Annotated in this window: 18 protein-coding genes; 10 read left to right on the forward strand and 8 right to left on the reverse strand. The window is 48.2% G+C overall.

Features of this window, described 5'->3' with window-relative positions; genetic code table 11:
- Positions 1-25 precede the first annotated feature (25 nt).
- The gene (locus tag L6H65_RS05270) at positions 26-217 is read right to left on the reverse strand and encodes a hypothetical protein (protein WP_236339453.1); all 192 of its coding nucleotides are present in this window, start codon (positions 215-217) and stop codon (positions 26-28) included.
- Positions 218-855: 638 nt separating this feature from the next.
- On the opposite strand from L6H65_RS05270, the gene L6H65_RS05275 reads away from it, so the two are divergent.
- Positions 856-1,209, forward strand: coding sequence for a hypothetical protein (locus L6H65_RS05275; RefSeq protein WP_236339454.1), 354 nt, complete (start codon positions 856-858; stop codon positions 1,207-1,209).
- 1,587 nt (positions 1,210-2,796) lie between these two features.
- Positions 2,797-3,600, forward strand: a complete 804-nt coding sequence (locus L6H65_RS05280; RefSeq protein WP_236339455.1) for a hypothetical protein — start codon at positions 2,797-2,799, stop codon at positions 3,598-3,600.
- Positions 3,601-3,758: 158 nt separating this feature from the next.
- Here L6H65_RS05280 and L6H65_RS05285 read toward each other — a convergent pair whose 3' ends face one another.
- The 3 genes from L6H65_RS05285 to L6H65_RS05295 form a co-directional block, all read right to left on the reverse strand.
- Positions 3,759-6,041: a preprotein translocase subunit SecA gene (locus L6H65_RS05285; RefSeq protein ID WP_236339456.1), complete on the reverse strand. Its 2,283-nt coding sequence runs from the start codon at positions 6,039-6,041 to the stop codon at positions 3,759-3,761.
- A gap of 33 nt (positions 6,042-6,074) precedes the next feature.
- Entirely contained in the window at positions 6,075-6,785 is a 711-nt protein-coding gene (locus L6H65_RS05290) for an ABC transporter permease (RefSeq protein WP_236339457.1), read from the reverse strand.
- Positions 6,786-7,061: 276 nt separating this feature from the next.
- Entirely contained in the window at positions 7,062-7,997 is a 936-nt protein-coding gene (locus tag L6H65_RS05295; protein ID WP_236339458.1) for a LytTR family transcriptional regulator DNA-binding domain-containing protein, read from the reverse strand.
- Between the two features lie 230 nt (positions 7,998-8,227).
- Here L6H65_RS05295 and L6H65_RS05300 point away from each other — a divergent pair, with 230 nt between their 5' ends.
- From L6H65_RS05300 to L6H65_RS05310, 3 genes are all read left to right on the forward strand, one after another.
- A complete protein-coding gene (locus L6H65_RS05300; RefSeq protein WP_236339459.1) occupies positions 8,228-10,090 on the forward strand; it encodes an SLC13 family permease in 1,863 nt (620 codons plus the stop codon).
- A 31-nt stretch (positions 10,091-10,121) separates the two neighbouring features.
- Positions 10,122-11,102 carry a sigma-70 family RNA polymerase sigma factor gene (locus tag L6H65_RS05305; protein ID WP_236339460.1) on the forward strand — a complete coding sequence of 327 codons (981 nt, stop codon included), beginning with the start codon at positions 10,122-10,124 and terminating at the stop codon, positions 11,100-11,102.
- A 75-nt stretch (positions 11,103-11,177) separates the two neighbouring features.
- On the forward strand, positions 11,178-11,600 hold the full coding sequence (locus tag L6H65_RS05310; protein WP_236339461.1) for a VOC family protein: 423 nt from the start codon (positions 11,178-11,180) through the stop codon (positions 11,598-11,600).
- A gap of 238 nt (positions 11,601-11,838) precedes the next feature.
- Here the strand turns inward: L6H65_RS05310 and L6H65_RS05315 are convergent, their stop codons facing one another.
- The 4 genes from L6H65_RS05315 to L6H65_RS05330 are packed head-to-tail and all read right to left on the reverse strand — an operon-like array spanning position 11,839 to position 14,589.
- A complete protein-coding gene (locus L6H65_RS05315; RefSeq protein ID WP_236339462.1) occupies positions 11,839-12,606 on the reverse strand; it encodes an ABC transporter permease in 768 nt (255 codons plus the stop codon).
- A complete protein-coding gene (locus L6H65_RS05320; protein WP_236339463.1) occupies positions 12,607-13,368 on the reverse strand; it encodes an ABC transporter ATP-binding protein in 762 nt (253 codons plus the stop codon). It abuts the gene before it with no gap.
- A 13-nt stretch (positions 13,369-13,381) separates the two neighbouring features.
- Positions 13,382-14,245 carry a pentapeptide repeat-containing protein gene (locus L6H65_RS05325; protein ID WP_236339464.1) on the reverse strand — a complete coding sequence of 288 codons (864 nt, stop codon included), beginning with the start codon at positions 14,243-14,245 and terminating at the stop codon, positions 13,382-13,384.
- Positions 14,246-14,259: 14 nt separating this feature from the next.
- Positions 14,260-14,589 carry a PadR family transcriptional regulator gene (locus tag L6H65_RS05330; protein ID WP_236339465.1) on the reverse strand — a complete coding sequence of 110 codons (330 nt, stop codon included), beginning with the start codon at positions 14,587-14,589 and terminating at the stop codon, positions 14,260-14,262.
- 158 nt (positions 14,590-14,747) lie between these two features.
- Here L6H65_RS05330 and L6H65_RS05335 point away from each other — a divergent pair, with 158 nt between their 5' ends.
- From L6H65_RS05335 to L6H65_RS05355, 5 genes are all read left to right on the forward strand, one after another.
- Complete coding sequence (locus tag L6H65_RS05335; RefSeq protein ID WP_236339466.1) at positions 14,748-15,737, forward strand: HD domain-containing protein; 990 nt, start codon at positions 14,748-14,750, stop codon at positions 15,735-15,737.
- Positions 15,738-15,851: 114 nt separating this feature from the next.
- Positions 15,852-19,142, forward strand: a complete 3,291-nt coding sequence (locus L6H65_RS05340) for a cadherin-like beta sandwich domain-containing protein (protein ID WP_236339467.1) — start codon at positions 15,852-15,854, stop codon at positions 19,140-19,142.
- Positions 19,143-19,963: 821 nt separating this feature from the next.
- Positions 19,964-21,028: a LytTR family transcriptional regulator DNA-binding domain-containing protein gene (locus L6H65_RS05345; protein ID WP_236339468.1), complete on the forward strand. Its 1,065-nt coding sequence runs from the start codon at positions 19,964-19,966 to the stop codon at positions 21,026-21,028.
- Between the two features lie 142 nt (positions 21,029-21,170).
- The gene (locus L6H65_RS05350) at positions 21,171-22,016 is read left to right on the forward strand and encodes an ABC transporter ATP-binding protein (RefSeq protein WP_236339469.1); all 846 of its coding nucleotides are present in this window, start codon (positions 21,171-21,173) and stop codon (positions 22,014-22,016) included.
- Positions 22,013-22,729 (forward strand): ABC transporter permease, encoded by a 717-nt coding sequence (locus L6H65_RS05355; protein ID WP_236339470.1) that lies wholly within the window; start codon positions 22,013-22,015, stop codon positions 22,727-22,729. The genes L6H65_RS05350 and L6H65_RS05355 overlap by 4 nt, the downstream gene beginning before the upstream one ends.
- Positions 22,730-22,996 lie beyond the last annotated feature (267 nt).

The following is a 22,996-nucleotide window of genomic DNA, read 5'->3' on the forward strand; positions in this document are numbered from 1 at the left end:
CCCAACCCATCCACCCTTTGGGGTGCTACCTTGCTTCACTTGGCCTTTTGTTGGCGTTTGGTTTGGCTTGATCCAGCCACTGTTGGATGACTTGCCCGAACTCAAACCATACTGTTTCGCCAACCCCGTCCTCTACGGGCTTCTTGCTCCACAAGCCCTCCCCAACGTAGTCAATGGAGATCGTTGCACATGGGCGCTGCCATATCTTCCGATGCATTCCCGCCGCGCTGCTCCGAACCCCTACCTTTTTGCATCGGAACCCTTGGAACATAGGGGTTCGTGGGGGAGTAAGAAGCTGGAGTGATTGGATTTCTTACAGTGAGAATCCGGTGGCTGTCGGCGAGGAGTAAGAGCCAAGAGGCCGCGTCGGACGCGGATTTGAGGGCTGTGACAGGTTGGGAGCAACTGACCTGTTGCGGCCCTCTTTGGGCTTTTCTGTCAACAGCTTGCAAACAAGAACTTACTGAAAACAATTGCAGGAACCCCGGAGCCAGCCACAGTTAGGCAGTCGGGTCAAGGGGTTGTTGAATGCTTGTCGTTTTCGCTTGTGGCCATTCACAAACAGGCGCGGCACAGCTTTTCGTGCAGAGCAAGTGGACGATCACCTTTGGGAGCAAACCTTCCCAGCTTTCCAAGCCAACGGGAATACATTTCCGTTTTTCGAAAGGCTATTCCCCGTCGTCGTCCTCCAGCGGTCGATATTCTCCGGTTGCTTTGCTATGTCGAATTATAGAGAGTGGTCATTAAACTAAAGAGCAGAGCTTAGACGTTTATGAACAAATGAGGTTTTATAGTATTATATGTAATTATGAGTTGTGAAATAAATGGATTATTTGAAAATGGGGGATTCAAAATATGACACGTAAAATTCAACTAATGGAAACCTACGTAAATATCGACTTTGGAAACTCACCCTTATTAAAATTTCATAAAGAGTTGCAAATTCCATACTCTTCAATCAAGGGAATAACAACAGGTAGACCGATACCAAATGCTTTTAAACTATTTGGTCTTTTATTAGGAGGAATGAGAAATGGGTTATTTAGATCAAATGGTGGTTATCAACTGCACATTTTTGAAAATGAGATTGAAACTCTTCATTTAGATTTGAATAGCTTTAAAGTTGGTAAGTTCAAAATATCAAAGTTGATCATTGGTGTTGAAAATCCTGAAGAAATAAGTAAAAATATTTCCGAAAGAGTGAACTGATAATTTGTTGATGAACTGTTCTTTGAACTAACGTCGAACGATAGTTGAATGGGGTGATTGAGAGCCATCATCTACTTGATGGCTCTCTCCATTAACATACCGGCTCTAATTTATTAACATCTTGGCTCTCATTCATTAACTCAGTGGCTCTATTACTCCGAAATATTCACAAACTGAATTGCCGACGGCAAACAACCATTCAGCAATTTGCAAACAGCCCCCATCCGTCGAGCTAATTGGAGTTACAAATTTAGAGCGTAATCATTTACAACAACTATTGGAGGACCTAACATCCAATTCAATGATTTACAAAGAGTTTATTAAGGGGCAGCAGGTGTATCTACTTAATTCATTACTAAAAAGTTATTTACTCGAAGAAAAGCGAATACCAGGAGGTGAGTACAATAGATTACTTCAACGTAATCGAACATTTAAGCTCTTCGACAAAGAAATACCGGAGGAACAAGCATTCAACTTTGGTCTAAAAACCATTATCAATAAGAATGAAATTATGTCATTTAACATGTCTATCGATCTACTAGAGAACATTGAAGGATCGGAAGATCATATGGAAGTCATTAATAAACTATATCCGGGTAACTATTTGCTACCCCTCTACAAATCATTAATTCATATACGTAGAGATAGAACGGGTTTTTCTATATACAACGAAATAAATACGGAGTTTGTTCATGCTTCGAATTTCGTTAACTATGATGAGCTGAAAGTAATGTTAAATGTATGGAAATCACTGTTGTATATGGTTATTGGGAAATATGATGATGTCATACACGATATCGACTATATTAACTCTTACTCTAACGAGCATCAAAGTCTACTATCTATGTTAAAGGGCGCAGCGCTAAGCAAGAAAGCAACAGAGGAGTACGCTTCACAACGTTATACTCGCCATGATGACTTTCGATATGAAGCAAATGAGCTTTTTTTGAGTAGCATTTCGGACTTTATGTCTAGGCCGTATTTCTTCTTTGTAAAGAGAAATATACTAAGTTGCTATCACTCGAATTCAAGGCATTTGAAGAATCAAAACCCAGAGTATAAGGATTTCTCTTTTGTCACAGACTTTAACCTAATAAGAACTCTCTATTTCTAGCCCGCCGGTACGCCATTATAATTCGAAAGCTGGAGCGATTGGATTAGCTATGAGGGAAATCCGATTGCAACGGGTGAAGAGTAAGAATTACGAGACCGCGTCGGACACGGTTTTGGGGGCTGTGACAGGTGGTGAGCATGTGACCTGTTGCAGCCTCTTCTGTGCCTTCTTGCAAGCAGTTGCAGCACTTGCTCCTTCTGGAAAGAGCCGATCATGTCCTCTTTGACCTGTTGCAGCTTGATATGGGACGAGAGATCGGTTTGCTGGTAGCCTTCGGTTTCCTTTGCTCGAGGAAGACGTTGAAGTAATAATCGAACGGATGATGCAAGGTGACCAGAGCGGAAGTCAGCCGTTCACGAGTTGCTGTGGATTGTATCATATGAAATCGCTCCTCTCTTTCTTTTATAGGCAACTTTTTATTTTGACGACCCGTCTAATTATTGAAAAGAAACGGAATGGAGACTAGATACGAAATGATAGTAAGGACTAGAGTGTTCCTTGGTGTGCTTGCTGCTCTACTACTCCTGATAATGGCGGTTGCATGCCAGAAGGGTGATCAGGTTCGCAAAGGAGAGCAGCATTTAAACGTGGTATCGTCTCCGCAACACCCGACGACGAATGATACAAACGAAAGTGGTGTCTCGTCGGAAATTAAGATCATCAAACCGGTGGTCATTGCGGAAGGAACCACGGAACTGAACGGGGACGGGACGAAGGAAACGATTCTCGTATGGCTGATGAAAGGAAAGGAAGTCACCGATCCTAATCCGGGACCGTTTCAAGGGACGTTTCTACAGGGACAATTCGAGGTGGTAGCTACTGCAGCGGATGGCAAAGAACTGGCTAGATTTGGATTGAACGATGCCTTCGACGGTGGGGAATTGAGTTTTCGCAAAGACAAACCTTTTATGCTTCTGTTCGACGATTATAATGGTGATGGATTTCCGGATTTTACAATCGGACAGTGGGGGGGCAGTAATGGGAATATCTACTCAATGATGACAATCGACCCGAATGGTTTTCGCATTTTGGAAAAGAACATCTATTCTTCTGATCATCGGGCATCCATCCGGTATCGAAAAGTTGGAGACCATGCGTTTGTCAACCAGTATTATGATCAAGAAAAGGGAAGTCTGGATGTCATTTATCGTTGGAAGGACGGAACCTTTAGCCTGGATGCTCCCGTCAGAGCGAAGGAAGTCCATCCGGCTGGCATGGAGGAAGGGGAAGTTGCGGAAAAGACAGTTAGGCTACGGCCGAACTCCTCGCCACAGTGACGCTGTCGTTCGGCCCTGATTAATCAAGCTCAGATTAAAATGGGACTGTCAACATAATATCGACCTATTCCTAGATCCTCTGGGAATAGGTTGGACAACCGTTATTTCGTACAGCAAATAGGCGGCAACCCGATTATCCTCGAAAAAGCTGCGCTGCATCAGAAATTTTTCCACCCGAATACAGGCCTCAAAATCTTGTGAAGCCAATAAGCGATTATCGTCCCTGAGGCCCATGAACCGGGATTCTGCAAGTACTGCGTGTATTGATCGTTGATGATATAAGTCCGAGTGGAAGTAGGGCTCTTCAGACCGAGCTTATCCCACTCGGCAGGATCATTCGAACCTCCGAGCCTTATAAGCATATTCGCCGACTCACTATTAATTTTAGCCGGAATTTGCTCGTATGCTTGGATGATTTGTGCATGAAATTCGTCGATCGGATTGCGGCTGGTAAGGCTTGTCAAGTGGATGCCTTCGCGAATGTAAGACACGTATGCCAGATGGTCAGCCCAGAACTTGTCGATATAATAAAGCCGTACCCGCTGCTCCGAAGGACTCATTGGCGTCACGCCTTTCAAAATTCCGAGTCTCTCCTCGTATAGAATTCGCCTCTGATCCTCCACCATATCCGAATAACAGTTCAGTTCCTGGCGGATATGGAAGTTTTGGCCCATAATAATGCGCTGAATATGCGTGATTTTGCTGCGGAGCACCGACTCTTCGAGCGCCTCATCCTGCCTGAGATCGCGAATCGCTTTATCGATGCCGAACCGAAGGAGCAACTCGTCATCCAAGCTTACGAAAAATACGGAAGCGCCCGGGTCCCCTTGGCGGCCAGAACGCCCGCGCAGTTGATCGTCGATCCGCACGCTTTGGTGCATATGCGTACCAATCACGTACAAGCCGCCCAGCTTGGCGACAACTTCTGCCTGCGCGGGGTTGCCGCCGCCGAGCCGAATGTCGACGCCGCGTCCCGCCATATTGGTAGACACCGTCACGGCGCCGATTTCTCCCGCTTTGGCGATGATCTCGGCTTCTTTTGCGTCGTTTTTCGCATTCAGAACATGGCAAGGTACGTCGGCAGCCGCTAGCGCCTCCGTCAGCATGTCAGACTCCTCGACGCTTGACGTACCAATGAGAATTGGACGTCCCGTCACATGGACGGACGAGATTTCTTGTACAAGCGCCTTAAGTTTGGCTTCTTTATGGGTATAAATCCGGTTCGGATAGTCGATCCGTATGTTTGGCCGGTTCGGTGGAATTTGCACGACCTGCAGCTCATAAATATCTTCGAATTCTATTGCGGAAACGTGCGCAGTAGCCGTCATTCCGCAAATCCCCGGATACAGGCTAATGAAGTGTTGAAGGGTGATCGTCCCGAGAATTGTTCCACCGGCTTTCGACTGCAGCCCTTCTTTGGCGGCAAGCGCGGCTTGCAGCCCGTCCGGCAAATGCCTGTTCTCCGCCACGCGGCCGGTATATTCTTCGATTAGCTCAATTTTACCGTCCCGGACGATGTAATCGACGTCTTTTTTCAATAACGATTCCACATGCAGCGCGCAATTCAATGACGTTAACAAATGACTGTTCTGGCTATCGTACAAATTGCCGCATCCCAGCAGCGACTCCGCTTTCGCAGAGCCTGCTTCATTCAAGTAAACGTTCCGCTGGAATCCGTCAAAGTCGTAATGCTCTACTTGCTGGAGCTGCCGAGCCACTTCTGCGAAACGAATACCGTCGCTGCTGGAAGAGCCCGACTCGCCAGTAATGACTAGCGGCACCCGAGCTTCGTCGAGAAGCAGTGAATCCGCTTCGTCGACGATTACGTAGTGGAAAGGACGATGTACGGTATCGGCTTCGTTTAGTGCGATCGTGTCGCGCAAGTAATCGAATCCCGCCTCTTTGGCCGTAACATAGGTTATATTCGCGGCGTACGCTTCCCGTTTCTTGGGCAAGCTCATGCCCGCTTGAACCGCGTTTACCGTTAACCCGAGGAAGCGATAGATCGGGCCCATCCACTCCGCATCCCGATTTGCCAAATAATCGTTAAAAGTCAGCACATGAACGCCTTCGCCGGTCAGCGCATTTAGATAAGCAGGCATAACAGCAGAGAGCGTTTTTCCTTCGCCGGTATGCTGCTCGATCAACAATCTCTCGTGCAGGGCGATGGCAGCCATGATCTGGACATCGTAGGGCTGTAATCCGAGCTTTCGCTTCGCTGCCTCACAGACTAACGCATAAGCATCGACAAGCAGCTCGTCCAAAGGTGTACCCGATTGTGCTTCTTTTTGCAGCCGGAGGGATTCCGCTTGAAGCTGCCCATCGTCCCATGCTTCCAAATTCCGTTTCCTGATAAGCTCCGCTTTGTCCTGATAGCCTTTCAGCCTATGCTGGGTATCGCGGTCTTTGAATTTTTGCATCAACTTGACGGCTATATTCATAGGAATTTGATCTCTCCTCTTTGTAATTTTTTTCTACTCATCCTTTAACCGCCGTTGATACAAACCAACAGCTACAATCGTTAATACAACCGTCCATGCCAAAATAACGAGGAGGGGTTTTAATAAATCTCCCGTTGTATAGCCTATATGGCGTATATTTAGCAAATGCACAAGCTGACTGCTTGGCATGTAATCCAGCACTTTGAAGATCGGATAATCTTTCACTAGTAATGCTCCCCCTGGTGCCCCAGTGAATACGATTGCCACAGGCATTATAGATAATGACGCTTCGAGCAGCGTCTTGGAGAATAAACCACATATCGTGCCGGCTGCTATGTATAGAATAATCGAAAGAAACATTACTGCTACAAACGCCCATATATTAGCTAGCTCATAACCAAATAGATAGGTAGAAATAGCCAGAACCGTAGCAGACATGACAAAGACTAAAGCACTTTTACCGATTAAAACATCCATGGTCGTGGCCGGAGTCATCATTAATGATCGTAAAGTGTTGCGCTCCTTTTCCTCCGCAATCAGGCATGCTTGTGCTAAACACGTTAGTGTCACAAACGAACCGTTTAGAACTAAACCGAAAGCTCCAGGCAAAGACGCGCCCGCACTTCGGAAAAGAACTGCTAAAATAATTGGGAAAATTAAAATAATGGAAATTCCATAATTGCGTGAAAACTCTTTGTAATCCTTCACAAATATCGCTTGAGCACGTTTCATTGAGATACTCATAGCAACTCACTTCCTGTCATTTTAATAAAGATATCACCCAGACTAGGCTCTTTCGTTGCTAATCGGTCAATTAACCTCATCTCCGCCGGTTGGTTAAATACACTTGCTTGTCCGCTTGTCGGATGTAATTGCCAAACCTCAACACCACTTCCTTAGAGTTAATGGCTTAACTATATAGAAATTGCATGCTTCCAGTCATGAAAACCCGCCGAAATGTAGCTTTTATCGCCTGAATGGTACCATTAATGCCTAATCGGTTCGATATTACCCCGACAATCAAAGGTTAAGAAGCGCTTTTAGTTCATGCAATTTTGAACGAGATAACGGGACCACGGCATCTTTACCCGTATTTAATCGCAAGCTGTAGCTATTCTTCGTCCATGTAATAATCTCTCTTACTTTTTGCAGATTAACGAGGTAGGATCGATGGCACCTGAAAAATCCGAAATTCAGCAATCTTTGCTCAAGCTCGGTTAGCGTCAAAGCACAGTCATAATTTTCGCCATCCACATGAACAAGAATCGAACCATCTACACTTTCTATAAAATCGATTTCAGGAGGATTAAATAAAATCACTTTGTCATTTCTTTTCGTATAAATCTTCTGCAAGGTGATATTGGCCCGATCCTGTTCCTGCACCTCCTGCTTATCCTCTTCGGAGTCCCGAATATCCAATTGAAGAAATCCGGACTCGTTCAATCGATAAATGGCATCACAGGAAATAAGGGCATCCTCTAAATTCGAAGTTAAAATTAAAATCTGCTTTTCTTTCGAAAGGTCATCTAAAATCCGTTTTAAATGACGACGATCTTGTTCTTCCAAGTAAAAATAGGGTTCCTCCAGGACAAGTGCAGGCTGATGCGCAAAAAAGACACGCAGCAAGGTCACATACATCCTTCTCGATGAGCTTAAATCCTTGATTTGGACCTTCCGTTCTTCTTTTAAAGCAAAATAATCCATTAACAAATCGGCACGCTCATTCCGCTCTGTTACTTTGATTAGAAAAGTGATTAGTTCTTCCACCGTTAAACGCATATACTCGTTTTGCCCGGCGCGAAATATGTAATATTGGGAACGATCCGGCAATTGATTCAATAAAAGCTGCTTTCGCTTCAAGTCCGTTATAATGCCAATCGATTGGTTACCTGTCATATTTAATTCGATCTTCGGTAGAAATAATTCCCCATCATCATACACCGGTTGAAATTGCATGCCGTCCTCCTGGTCATTGCCGCTATAGGATATATGAAACAATTATAAGGTTATGAACCTTTTTTGTCAGTTTCTATTGAAATAGATAACGGCATGTCTGAGTGATGTCCTGAAGCATACAGAATAGCACGAAGGGGATTACTGAACCCGCACGTGATTAATACTGCTTAATCTAGTATTCTTGTAGTACAGCTATATTCTGCAATTACAGTCAGAAAGGAGCTTTGTCCGTGTTCGGTCCAATGATCCTCACTTTAGTTATACTAGCAATTGCGTCTGTCCTGTTCATCTCAGGGAAGGTGCGTTCCGATTTGGTTGCTATCGGAGCGCTAATTCTATTAATGTTGTTTAACATTCTCACGCCGGCCGAGGCGTTGTCCGGCTTTGCTAATTCAGTCGTCATTATGATGATCGGGTTATTCATTGTAGGCGGGGGTATTTTTCAAACCGGGTTAGCGAAGATGGTCAGTAGAAAGCTGCTGAAGTTAGCCGGGACCAACGAGACTCGGATGCTCATTATCATTATGGTCGTCACTGCTGGCATTGGAGCGTTCGTGAGCAATACGGGAACGATCGCCGTAATGATGCCGATTGTCGTGAGCTTGGCGATGAGCGCGAAAACGAATCCAGGCCGCCTTCTAATGCCGCTTGCTTTTGCAAGCAGTATGGGGGGAATGCTCACTTTAATCGGAACCCCGCCCAATATGGTCATTCAGGAGGTGCTGTCGGCAGGCGGGTTTAATGAAATATCCTTTTTTACGTACACGCCGATTGGTCTTGTATGTGTTGTAGTCGGGATTGTCTCGATGTTATTCCTCCGCAGGTTTCTGCCGCAGAATGAAAAAGATGAAGGCGGCCGGCGCACCGGGCGTTCGCTTAAGGATTTGGCAAAGAAGTATCAGCTCATGCAGAATCTATATCGCGTACAAGTGAGCGCCCACTCTTCAATTCGTTCTAAATCGCTGCAAGAGCTCGATATTTCTGCCCGGTATGCGTTAAACGTGATTGAGATTCGACGGAAAATATCGGCTAAGAACCAGTTTTTTAAAACCATCAATCAAGAGGTCGCCGGATCGAATACGATCATTCAAGAAGAGGATATTATGTACGTTTACGGTACGTTCGAGCGTGTACAGGAGTTCGCACAGGATTTCGACTTGACGATGCTGGATCATCAAATTGCAGAAAACAAACGAATGTCGGGTACGGAACAATACGCGACGGAAGAAATGGGAATTGCCGAAGTGATGCTCACGCCTACGTCTCGCCTTATTAACAGACTGGTCAAGGATTCCGGCTTCCGTGAGAAGTATCGCTTGAACATACTCGGGATTCAACGGCAGGATCAATATATTCTCCATCATTTGAAGGAAGAGAAGATGCGCTTCGGCGATGCATTGCTCGTGCAGGGGACATGGAGGGATATCGCTCATCTGGCGAACGAATCGGATGTCGTCGTAGTCGGCCAACCGATCGAGGAATCTCGTAAAGTGACAATGGACAATAAAGCGCCAATCGCCGTAGGCATCATGCTCCTTATGGTTGTGCTGTTGGTTTCGGACGTTATACCCGCAGTGGCGTCGGTTATGATCGCAGCTGTACTGATGATTGTGTTCGGTTGTGTGAGAAACATGGAGGATGGGTACAAAACGATCAATTGGGAGAGCGTCGTGCTGATCGGCGGTATGATCCCGATGTCGATAGCGATCGAAAAGACGGGTGCTGCGGCGCTGCTGTCCGAGGGGATGGTCAAGGTGTTAGGCGGCTATGGTCCCATGGTCTTGCTTGCAGGCGTGTACTTTACGACTTCGCTGCTTACTTTGTTTATTAGCAATACGGCGTGTGCTGTCTTGTTCGCTCCTATAGCCCTTTCGGCAGCGCTCCAGCTTGACGCCAATCCCTATCCGTTCCTATTCGCGGTATCGATCGGAGCGAGCATGTGCTTCGCCTCGCCCTTCTCCACGCCGCCCAATGCGCTTGTCATGTCGGCTGGACGATATCGTTTTTCTCATTATCTCAAGGTTGGACTGCCGCTTCAGCTCATTATGGGCATCGTGATGGTGGCTGTGCTTCCGTTGTTTTTCCCGTTGTGACAGGTATAAGCTAAAAGGAGGACATACGAACATGAGCCGAGCCCATGTGGAGATGAATATTGTCGAGGAGCTGCGCCCCGAGCTTACAGGCTATTGTTATCGGATGATGGGCTCCATATTCGAGGCGGAGGATGCGGTGCAGGATGCCATGATTCGCGTCTGGCAAAGCTGGGATCAGATTCGGGAGGACGCTTCGCGCAAAGCCTGGATCTATCGGATCACCACCAATGTTTGCCTGGATCGTCTAAGGAGCGCGAAGCGCCGGGCGCTTCCCATGGATCTCTCAGAGCCTGCCGCTCTGATAGCTGAGCCCAGGGACAATCTGCCCAGAGCCTCCTGGATATGGCCGGCTCCGGATTCTGTCAGCAATCCGGTTGATATTGTGGTGAATAAGGAAACCATTCGATTATCGTTTATTGCTATTCTGCAAAAGCTGCCGCCCCGTCAACGCGCCGTACTGATCCTGCAGGATGTATTCCGTTGGCCGGCGAGTCAGACGGCGGATGCAATGGAGATGACCGTGGCAGCCGTCAATAGCGCTTTGCAACGCGCGCGTGCGACGTTAGCGAACGCGAATCTCCGGTCTGATGCTCTGCAAGAGCTGGACGACGAAGCGGATCAAGAGCTTCTAGTCCGTTACGTCGAAGCTTTCGAACAGTACGACATTGATGCGCTATTGGCGCTGTTCCACGAGGGCAGCAGCATATCGATGCCGCCATTCGTCATGTGGGTCAGCGGCAGACCGAATCTGTCGACGTTCTATCAGCTTACGCGCGACCATTGCTCGGGCTCCCGCATGCTGCCGATCAAGGCGAACGGCAATTGTCCCGCTTATGCGCAGTATGTGCCGACTGGAAGCGGCGGGACATTAGTCCCGTGGGCGATTCATATTCTGGAGATGAAGGACGGCAAGATCGCACATCTCCACCATTTTATCGGCTCCGAGCTATTCGAGCGGTTTGGGCTGCCTCCTTGTTTGGACGCAGCAACAAATTTTGCAGCGCACCGATGAATTCTTTATGGCTGGTTCGTCTATATCTATGAAAGTGACGATAGATGATCATTCAAACCCAAGGAGGAACAATCGATGACTGTAAAACTTACCCCGTACATTACTTTGGAGGGAAACACCAAGGAAGCCATTCGGTTCTATGAACAGGCAATCGGAGCGGAGGTACTCTCCATCATGACCTACGGAGATATGCCGGACATGCCGGATACGTTCACCGAGAATCTTAAGGATCTTGTGGCACATGCCAAGCTGCGAGTAGGCGAATCCGAGCTCATGTTCTCAGATTCTCCCGGCGGTTCAGCGATTGCAGCAGGCAAAAGGGTCACGATCTGCATCACTGCGAACGATGTGGAGCATTCAAGACGAATCTTTGAAGCACTGCGGCAAGGCGGGCAAGTCAATATACCCTTTAGCGAAGAATCGTTCAGCCCTGGCTTCGGCGATGTAACGGATAAATTCGGCGTGACCTTTCAAATTTATACGGAAATCCAAAGCTAGATTTCAGGAATGTGGCCCGTAAAAAAGACACCTCGGTCGAGGAGGGGCTGTTCCAAAAGAGTAAGACCAAGTGAGCGTATCTCATAAAGCATGCAAAGGAACCTTCAAAACCACTATAAAAGTGGAGCTGGAGGTTCCTTTTTAATGGAATCGGGCTAAAGTCAGTCTAGCCCGTGACGGCGTGCGCCCCGCATTAAAAATTAATCTTCAATAATAAAATGCGGGTCAAAGCTTTATTTCACATCCGTCTTTTATACACCCTCATTGCAAAATAATACGCTACGAGCATAATCCCGACACACCACGCAAGAGCGACCCATATATCATTGCCTACCGGTTGATCTGACAGCAGCGCACGGATGGCTTCCACGATCGCGGTCACCGGCTGGTTCTCGGCAAAGGCGCGAACGGCTGCTGGCATCGACTCGGTTGGCACAAACGCCGAGCTGATAAACGGCAGGAAGATAATCGGGTAGGAAAAGGCGCTTGCGCCGTCCACTGATTTGGCGGACAGTCCGGCAATCGCCGCGACCCAAGTTAATGCCAGTGTAAACAGCATGAGTATGCCGACTACTGCAAGCCATGGCAGTATCCCCGCCGACGAACGAAAGCCCATAACGAGCGCTACAACAATGATGACGACAACCGATATGGCGTTGGATACCAGCGAGGTCAGCACATGCCCCCACAGTAAGGTCGAACGCGAAATCGGCATGGAGTGAAACCGCTCGAATATGCCCCGCTGCACATCGGTAAACAGGCGGAAGGCCGTGTAGGATACCCCGCTAGCAATGGCAATAAGGAGTATGCCAGGCAATAGGTAGTTCACATAGTTATCCGTTCCAGCTTGAATGGCGCCGCCGAACACATAGACGAACAGCAGCATCATCGCGATCGGCATGATGGTGACTGAGATGATGGTGTCCAAACTGCGGGTAATATGGCGCATGGAACGCCCAAGCATAACGCCCAGATCGCTAAAATAATGTTTCTTTGACGCCTCCATTTACATGGCCTCCTTCTTGCCGACGATTGCGAGGAATATCTCCTCTAACGACGGCTGTTTCTCAACATACTCCACCTTCGCTTGCGGGAACAGCTTTTTCAGCTCCGAGAGCGTGCCGCTCGCGATAATCCTGCCCTCGTGCAAAATGGCTATTCGGTCGGCAAGCTGCTCAGCTTCCTCCAAATACTGCGTGGTGAGAAATATCGTCGTGCCTCCAGCGGCAAGCTCCTTGACGATCTTCCAAACCTCGATGCGCGACTCGGGGTCAAGCCCGGTAGTCGGCTCGTCGAGGAATATGATCTGCGGATTTCCCACAAGACTCAAGGCGATATCGAGCCTGCGGCGCATACCGCCCGAATAAGTAGACGCCCTGCGGTCGGCTGCGTCTGTCAGGCCGAAGCGTTTAAGCAAATCTTCCGCAACCTGACGCGGATTGTTGAGGTATCGCAGCCTGGCAATCATAATAAGATTTTCTCGTCCGGTCAAAATTTCATCCACGGCGGCAAATTGTCCAGTCAGACTGATCGCCTGCCGCACATTGTCAGGTTTGGACGCAACATCGAAGCCGTTTACGGTGGCGGTTCCGCTGTCTTGTTTGAGCAGCGTGGTGAGGATTCGGACAACCGTTGTTTTGCCCGCCCCGTTGGAGCCGAGCAGAGCGAAAATACTGCCCTTTTCCACCTCGAAATCTACGCCCTTCAGGACTTGATGCTGCTTGTAGGATTTTTGCAGGCCAATGACTTGAATGGAATGATTCTGCATAACGTTCCCCCCCTTATCGAACCGTAACCTTGGACAAATCGGCCTCCATGCCTTTAAGGGCGGCATAGGTCAGCTTATCCATCATCGCGCCGTCAAAGCAGATGGTTTTGATAGCACGGTAATATTTTTTAGACCACGAAGACGTCGGAAAAGACACGTTCTTGAGTGTCGCGCCCTTGAACGAAACTTCGTTCAGTGCCGCCTTGTCAAACTTGACGCCGATAAAGGTTTGCCCGTCAAAACACAGACCTGTCAGATCGGAGGATTTGAACTCCACGCCATCAAAGATACAGTTTTCAAAGATTGTTTTTCTGAGATCGATCATAGTCAGGTTGACGTCGGTTAGTTTAGCATCTATGAATTTTGCTCCGATCAGCCCCGACTTGCTGTAGTTGGTGCGCACGAGGATTGATTTATTAAAGCTCGCATTCGAAAGATCAAGGGAAGATAGGCTGCAATCGGTCAGGTTGGCACCATCAAAATTGGCATCACGCATGTCGCTGCTTGCAAACGAGCTGCCGGTCAAGTCTGCCCCCGAAAAGTCGGAACCGTGCAACGCGCTGCCTTTAAATTGTCCTTTATGGGCCGTAACGCCTGCAAAGTCGCTCTTAGCCAGGTTGCTCGCGCTAAAGTTCGTCACCACCTGCCGCTCCAGCGAGCGGGAGAGGTTAGCCACCTCCATTACCGTTTGCTCAATGTCGCCGATGCTGTCAATGGTCATCTCAAAAGCTGTTTCATCGTCCTTGCCTTCAGCTTTAAGCTCACGGTACCGCTCCTGCAAATCGGAGAGCAGGTCAGTCTTTAATTCCGTGGCGCTCTTTACCCCTTCGTATGGTGCGAAAACGCCATTCAAATAGCTGTTCAATTTCTCACTCATAACATCGAACCTCCCTATAATAAATTTTCGAGGACGCGTTTCGCATACCCCCAATTGCTTTTGTTGCGGATGTAAGTCGCCTTGCCCTTCTCGGTAATCCGGAAATATTTGCGCCGTCCACCCTGAGACTCATCGCCCCAATACCACTCGATATCACCATCCACCTCAAGCCGCCGGACGCTGGAGTACATCGTGGCCTCCTTTAATTCATACTCGCCGCCCGAGCGCTCGGCAATCAGCTTGACAATCTCATACCCATAGCGGTCAGCTTCGGATAAGAGCCGTAAAATCATCGTATCGGTGTGTCCGCGCAGCAGGTCGGATGTAATTTTGTTCTCGCTCATGTAATCACCTCCGTATTTGCATAATACGATATAGTACTATGACAGTCAAGGTAATATTTTAGTTATAAGTAAGAGTAAGGCCTGGGGAACGGGCAGGAAAGTTTAATCTGCCTACCGAAATTAAATATACAATTTATATAGTAGGGGGTTTCATTGAATTGGATTATCGGTTAAGACTTGACGGTGCTCTAGACGAACTCTATGAGCCTCTATGGCAGCTTTCGATCCGGCTGTTCGATGAAGAAAAAGCACTGCTGAGAAGCATAAAAGTACGGCGGCTTCATTTGATACGGCATGGCGGGGCGTCCTTTATCAATTCTCACCATACATTCAGCCGCTTGCAGCATACACTAGGTGTATTTGCACTAGCGGCGCATTTTGAGCCGCACAACCGGGCGTTGCGGGCAGCGGCATTGCTGCACGATATCGGGCATGCGCCTTTCAGTCATACGTTAGATTCCCTGGAAGGGGTGGACCATCACCAATGGACGCGGGAGGCCGTATTTTCGGAGGAGATTGTTACTATTCTATCCCATGCGAATATCCATACCGCCGAAGTCATGGACTATATTGATGGCTCACGACGCAGTCTGTTGAGAAACACGGATGGCATACTCCATGCTGATCATCTGGATTCGTGGGTTCGGAGCGCTTTTGTCGGTGGCTATATGCCTTTTTCTACGGTTGAGCTTTTGAACGAGATGAATTACAGAAATGGCAGTCTCCAGTTCACACCGGCAGCAGGCAAGCGTGTCACTGAGCTTATATGGGAAGAGGCTCGTATGCATACATCTCCTGCCAATATCGGAATAAATGCGATCATGCGGAAGCTGGTTCGCCGTTTAATCATTCATAATGAACTTGAAGTCGCTAGATTGCCCGCCATGACGGATGCGCATATTGAGCAGTTGCTCCGTAGCAATGGAGACACGCATGAAGAATATGAAGGGCTGCTCATGGAATCGTGGCGGATCCGCGTGACGCGGGAAAAACCTGACGTTACAGCGGAAACGGCAATTGTGAGCAAGCTCTACCTCGCTATGCCGCTCATAGGAGACGTTTCAATCGCAGAAACATCGCAAGATATCCCGGCGGCAATTGAGGAACTCGAACAGAGGCTCGGCACTTACTATGTTTGGTGGGAGTAACTGAGATCGGTCTCAGAAAGTGTTCTTTCATAATTCTTTCAGAGCGATGTGTTATGGTTCAGATGGTAGGCGTAGCGCCCATGATTCCAAAACCATAGAAAAGAGGATATACAAATGAAGTTTCTAAGAAGTCAGCATTTGCTAGTCGCAAAAGTTGCATTGGTAATGATTCTACTCTTTACAGTACAGACACCGCTTCAAGCTGGTGCAGCACCTTATCTGGGTATACAAGGTTATTCTGCAGGATCTTCTCCTAATGAAATGACAGTCGCTGATTTTGACGGTGATGGCCATATGGATGTCGCTGTTGCAAACATAAGTAGTGGAAATATTTCTGTTCGGCTTGGCATTGGGGATGGAACCTTTAGTAGTCAAGCTACATACCCTTCAGGGAATTACACGACCTCCGTAACGAACGGAGATTTTAATGGCGATGGGAAAATAGATCTGGCAGCGGCTAATCAAAATACGGATACCGTCTCTATTTTTCTGGGAATTGGCGACGGAACCTTTGCTAGTGCGTTGAGCATCCCGACATTGGCCTCTCCAAATTATATTGCGGTAGCAGACCTTAACAACGATAGCAAAATGGATTTGGCGATATCTCATCGAACTATTGATCAAGTGTCGATTATGATAGGAATTGGCAATGGGACTTTTGGTGCTCCAGTAGGCTTTGGCGTTGGAGATGGTCCTTATAAGGTCGTAACAGGGGATTTCAACCGAGATGGAAATATGGATGTTGTCGCTTCGAATTTTGGTTCAGATAATGTCAGCGTTCTCTTGGGAGATGGACTGGGCGCCTTAGCTGCTGCTGTTAATTATGCGGTTGAGGAAGCGCCAATCAAAGCTGCTGTCGGCGATGTTAATGGTGATGGATATTTGGATTTGGCTGTAGCCAGCTCGAGAAACCTTCAAGTTGGGGCTCTTTCTATTTTAACAGGGAAGGGTGATGGAACTTTTAATTCTGCTGTTCACTATAGTTCTGGAGGTAATGATACACGTAGTGTTGTGTTAGCTGATTTTACTGGTGATGGAGAGCTGGATGCGGCGATGGGGAATTGGTTCACAAGTACCTTTTCAATCTTGGCTGGAGATGGCAATGGAGGTTTTGCAGCCGCAGTCACGTATAGTGCGGGTGGCAGCGTAAATGACTTAGTTAGCAGTGATTTTAATGGCGATGGGTTATTGGATTTCGCATTTGCCAGGCAGAGCCATAATGATTTTGGTGTTCGATTGGCGGCGAGCAACAATGCAAACTTACAAAGCCTGACTCTGTCGGGAGGAGCGGCGCTTAGTCCTTCCTTTAGTGCGAGTACGCTCGGCTATACGTCGAGCGTATCGTATAGCGTGAACAGTTTAAGTGTGATGCCGACCGTAGTCGATGCAACAGCTACCGTAACTGTAGCGGTGAATGGCGGCACGCCAGAAGCGGTAGCCAGCGGGGTGGCGAGCAGCGCGTTGCCATTGAATGTAGGTGTGAATACCATTGAAGTGGTAGTCACCGCACAAGATGGCACGACGATCCAGATATATACGGTGGACGTGACGCGTCAACCTAACACCGATGCGAGTCTCAGCGGGTTGAGCCTGTCGGGAGGAGCGGTACTGAGTCCATCCTTTAGTGCAGGTACATTCGGCTATACGTCGAGTGTGGCTTATAGCGAGAACAGTTTAAGTGTGACGCCGGTCGCACATGCAACAGCAACTGTGACTGTAGCGGTGAATGGCGGCACGCCAGAAGCGGTAGCAAGCGGGGCAGCGAGCAGTGCGTTGCCATTGAATGTAGGCGTGAACACGATTGATGTGGTGGTCACCGCACAGGACGGTACGACGATCCAGACATACACGGTGGACGTGACGCGTCAACTCAACGCCGATGCGAGTCTCAGCGGATTGAGCCTATCGGGAGGAGCGGTACTGAGTCCATCCTTTAGTACTGGTACACTCGGCTATACGTCGAATGTGGCTTATAGTGAGAGCAGTGTTCGTGTAACGCCGGTCGCACATGCAACAGCAACTGTGACTGTAGCGGTGAATGGCGGCACGCCAGAAGCGGTAGCTAGTGGTGCAGCGAGCAGTATGCTGCCATTGAACGTAGGTGTAAACACAATTGATGTGGTGGTCACCGCACAGGACGGTACGACGATCCAGACGTACACGGTGGACGTGACGCGTCAACTCAACGCCGATGCGAGTCTCAGCGGGTTGAGCCTGTCGGGAGGAGCGGTACTGAATCCCTCCTTTAGTACTGGTACACTCGGCTATACGTCGAATGTGGCTTATAGTGAGAGCAGTGTTCGTGTAACGCCGGTCGCACATGCAACAGCAACTGTGAATGTAGCGGTGAATGGCGGCACGCCAGAAGCGGTAGCTAGTGGTGCAGCGAGTAGCGCGTTGCCATTGAATGTAGGCGTGAACACGATTGATGTGGTAGTCACCGCCGAGGACGGTACGACGATCCAGACGTATACGGTAGACGTGACGCGCTCCAATTACGTAGGTGTTACGACACCTCCAAGCAGCATTAATAATCTTAGCGGATTGAGCCTGCAAGGTGGAGCTGAACTAAGCCCTGCGTTTAGCCCAAGTACACTCGTCTATACGTCCAGCGTGGCGAATAACGTAGACAGTATTAGCGTGATCCCAATGTTAGCGGATGGGAAGGCGACTGTGAAGGTACGGGTAAATAACGGAACAGCTGAGTCTATTAAGAGTGGAAGCGTGAGCGCTGCGTTACCGCTGAAGATAGGCGTCAATGTGATTGATGTGATCGTGACGGCTGAGGATGGAACAAGCAAGAGCTACACGATTACGCTAACCCGTCAGGTCGAGATGGATGGCTCGCCTCAGGAGGCTGTATGTCCATTCACGGATATTCAGGGGCACTGGGCAAAGGCAGAGATATGTGAGGCAGCGGACTTAGGGATTGTTGAAGGTGTTAGTGCAAATACATTTGCACCAAACAGAACCGTTACTCGAACGGAGTTTGCGGTCATGATGCTGCGCGCACTTGAAATTCCAATCAGCGAGGAACCGGGCAATCTCTCGTTCAGCGATAAGGAAAACATTCCAGATTGGGCATTATCAGCAATCTCCACAGGTGTAGCCGAGGGGATGCTCAATGGTTACCCGGACGGCACGTTCCGCTCACAGCAGACCATTACGCGGAGCGAGATGGCTGCGATGATTGCGAAGGCGATGAAGTGGAAGTTAGACAGCGAGCAGTATTTAACCTACGCTGATGGTACAAGCATTCCAGGTTGGGCACGATCCTATGTAGAGGCGGTACATGTGAAGGGGCTGCTGCAAGGTCGAGGCGGCAATCTGTTTGTACCCAATGGTATTACAACAAGAGCCGAGGCGGCAGTTGTCATGTTAAGGCTGTGGAACATAAGCAACTAATGTGAGGCCATTTAACGTGTTTAACGGCAGTTGGATCGATTGGATTTCGTACAGCGAGAATCCGATCGCGACGGGAGAAGAGTAGAGGTCGAGGGACCGCGTCTGACGCGGGTTTGAGGGCTGTGACAGGTTGCTGGTTGGTGATCTGTTGCGGCCTTTCTGTGTCCTTTTGCTTTTGCAACAGTTTTCAGACAAGAGGACGAGGAAACAGTCGTATGGAGCCGGCAATCGACAGCAAGAAGGCAGAAGCCGGTTAAGGCCAAATGCAAGAACGATCAAGTTGGCTGCTGCCATGCTTCTTGTGCAATTTGCATTATCCGCCTGCGTGAATTTTTAATCTGTATGATTTTTCGTATAGAATCGTCGAAATAAAGGAAAAATTACAAATTCTATATGATTTATCATACAGAATTATCGATTTTATCTTCGTGTGGTCAAATCTATATGATTATTCATATATAATCGCACGCCCTCTCAAACAGCGTCGATTGTCCTTTTGAACAGTAAACCATATGTCAGTACGCTGGCCCGTTTCAATGAGTTTTGTCTTCTTGAGTATTATCTGCGTGCCTTACTTTCTGTATCTTCTGCTTAAGAGGTGATTGTGCGTTAAAAATAGCTGAATACACCGCCATGCGCATTTAATGCCTTGGCATGGCATAATAAAATCCCCTCCGGTTTTATGAAAATCCATATTGTTGAGATGTATTCGAATTGACCATATGCTACAAATATATTTACACTGGTTGGAACTGATACAATGACAAACAAGGAAGTAACTGAGAGTCCATATTAATAACTCTGCAGGAGGCATATTGCATATGAATATTTTGGATGTGGACAGAATTGTAGATCAAGATCGAGGTACAGACGAAATTACAGACGTAATTGAGGTGCGGTCCGGGCAATGCGTTGTTATACAATGCAATCACAACATTGGCATCACGTTCATTCGGTCATTGATGGTAGAGAACGTATCCTCCGGCTGCCGGGTTTCCTTTCGCGGGGAGCTGCTGCCATTGGTCGGTCCGGCTGCTGTCAAGAGGGCTGGTATTTGTTGTTTGGATGATGGACTGTATGAGCGGTTGAAAGTGAGAGACTGCTTATTATTTTGGGCGGAGCTGCATGACGTTCGGACCCCGATCGAAGATATGCTAAGTCAAATCGGATTGTCGGGGAAAGCAAATGAACGGATCTCCAAGCTTAGCTATTCCGAGAAGCGGCTGCTCAGCTTTGCAAGAAGCATCCTCCATGACCCCGACCTTATCATTTGGGAGGACCCGGAGCAGAATCTCGATTTAGAGAGCTGCATGATTGTCAGAAGGTTGATAGCCGGACTGATTCAAGGGGATAAAGCGGTTCTCGTTACGTGCTCGACGTTGGAGCAAGCACTCTCGATATCGAATCGCATCTTCCGGCTGACCGATAGCTCGATAGCTCCGATTGCCATGCAGGAACAAATGGAGCTTAGTGAGCCCGAGTCCGGTGCGGATAACGCAGAAGAGCTTGCAGCGGAAAGCGAGGAGAGTGAGCTTCGGGAGCATACGGCGAGGCTTGATAAGCTAATGGTAAAAACGGAGGACAAATATGTGTTCGTCGATCCTCGGGAGATTTGCTTTATCGAAAGTATCGAAGGCATTACGCACTTGTATACGAAGGAGGTCAGTCTTGCCTGCGCTTGGACGCTGGCGGAGCTGGAGAACCGGCTAAAGCGGTTTCGGTTTTATCGTTGCCATCGGTCCTATATCGTCAATCTGGATTGCATAGCGGAATTGATTGTATGGAGCCGCAACAGCTACAGTCTTGTTCTGAGCGACGAGAAGAAGTCCAGAATTCCGTTATCCAAGGGGAAATTTGATGAATTGAAGACGATTGTCGGGTTGTAGGGTTGTTCCGTTCGCGCCCCAAATAGCGGCATTCAGTCTGCGAATAGCGCATTTCATCGTGAAATTGCGGTTCTCAGGCTGTTGTGCTCTTATTCTGGAGTGGAGCTAACAGGCAGCCTATACAAGGGAAGGTGTAATTGTCATGCAATCCATCATTGAGGTTGAAGGTCTCGAAAAGCTGTACAAAAACAAACAAGCTTTAAAGAAGATCAGTTTTCAAGTGCGGCAGGGTGAAATATTCGGATTTCTCGGTCCCAGCGGTTCAGGGAAAACGACAACTGTGAAAATCCTCACTTCTCAGCTGCTCTATACCTCAGGGCGTGTGAAGGTGCTTGGTATTGATCCCGGACGAAGCAGGCCATCCGAGTTTTTGAGCAAAATCGGTGTGCTGACGGATAACAGCGGCATATATGAGCGTCTTAGCGTATACGACAATCTCGCCTTGTTTTGTCGCTTGTACAACGTGCCCGAACGCAGGGTCGAAGTCGTTCTTGAAGCGGTTAATCTAGCCGATGACAAGCATACGCTGGTCGGGCAGCTCTCCAAAGGAATGAAGCAGCGGGTTACGCTGGCAAGGACGATTCTGCATGAACCGGATATTCTTTTTCTGGACGAGCCCACATCTGCCTTGGACCCGGTGAATAGCGGACGTATCCAGGAAACGCTGCGTGAAATGAATCGCAAAGGGACCACGATTTTTTTGACAACGCACAATATGCAGGAGGCTGAAGAGCTTTGCGATCGCGTGGCCTTTCTGAACAATGGGGAAATCTCCGCCCTTGACACACCGCAAGCCTTGCGGCTGCAATACAGCGACGGTTCCATTACGGTAACGACACCGCAGGGAAAGCAGCTTGTTCAACGGAATGAAGCGGGAGCGGATATGATAAGGGAGCTTATGTACAGCGGCAATATGTTGGGTATTCATTCCAATGAACCTACGCTTGGCGATATTTTTGTGCAATTGACAGGGAGGGGACTGGAATGACGTTCTCTATGCGCCGCTTTCGAGCGATGGTAAAGAAAGAATGGAAGGATGCGATTCGCAATCCGCAAATACTGTTAAATGCGGGAATGCCCATTCTGTTGGCCGTGTTATTTCGACAAAAGGAAGCTGATCCGAGCGGACCAGCGTTTCTCGCGATTCCGATCCTGATTGCCATTTCCATTACCGGCGCCTTTGTTCAGGCGAATATGATTGCCGAAGAGAAGGAGAAGAACACGCTGCGCTCACTCATGCTGTCGCCTGCTTCCAAGCTGGAGATTCTTGCGGGAAAAAGTGCGACGACGACATTGTTTGCCCTGATCGTCAGTGCAGCTTGTTTGGTGATTTCCGGGGTGCCCAATGTAAACTTCGCTCATTTGATCATCTTGGCGGTGTTGCTGCTTCTTATCTTTATGGCATTGGGAACGGTTATCGGCCTTATAGCGCGAACGGCATCTGAATCATCTATTGTAGGGCTTCCATTGCTGCTGCTCTTTATTTTTGGTCCCATATTTGTTCCCGATCTGGATATGCCCGCCTTGATGAATATTATTAATTTGCTGCCCTCGCAGCAATTTGTAATGGCTATAACAGTGCTTCTTCAAGATGGGGGGCTGCCGCAAATTGGAGGCAATCTGCTTAATTTGATCCTATGGACGGTTCTATCAGGGGCTTTGTGCCTCCTCGTATATGGTAAGAAACGGTTCGACCGATAATGCCGGGACGACCCTATTATTGAAACGGAGGAGAGCTGACGATGAACAAATGGACCAAAAATATTTTGCTAGGCGTTGTCGTGCTTATTGTATGCTTAATTGTAAGAAATCTGTGGCTGCCCGATGGAATTTGGGGGATTATAGATTAAACTGGATTAGTTATGAGGACAATCCGTTCGCAACGGGTGAAGCTTAAGAGCCGAGAGGCCGCGCCGGACGAGAGTGGGGGCTGCGACAGGTTGCCGAGAGGCAGGCTGTCGCAGCCCT

It is taken from the genome of Paenibacillus plantiphilus (genome assembly GCF_927798095.1).
Classification (GTDB): domain Bacteria; phylum Bacillota; class Bacilli; order Paenibacillales; family Paenibacillaceae; genus Paenibacillus_Z; species Paenibacillus_Z plantiphilus.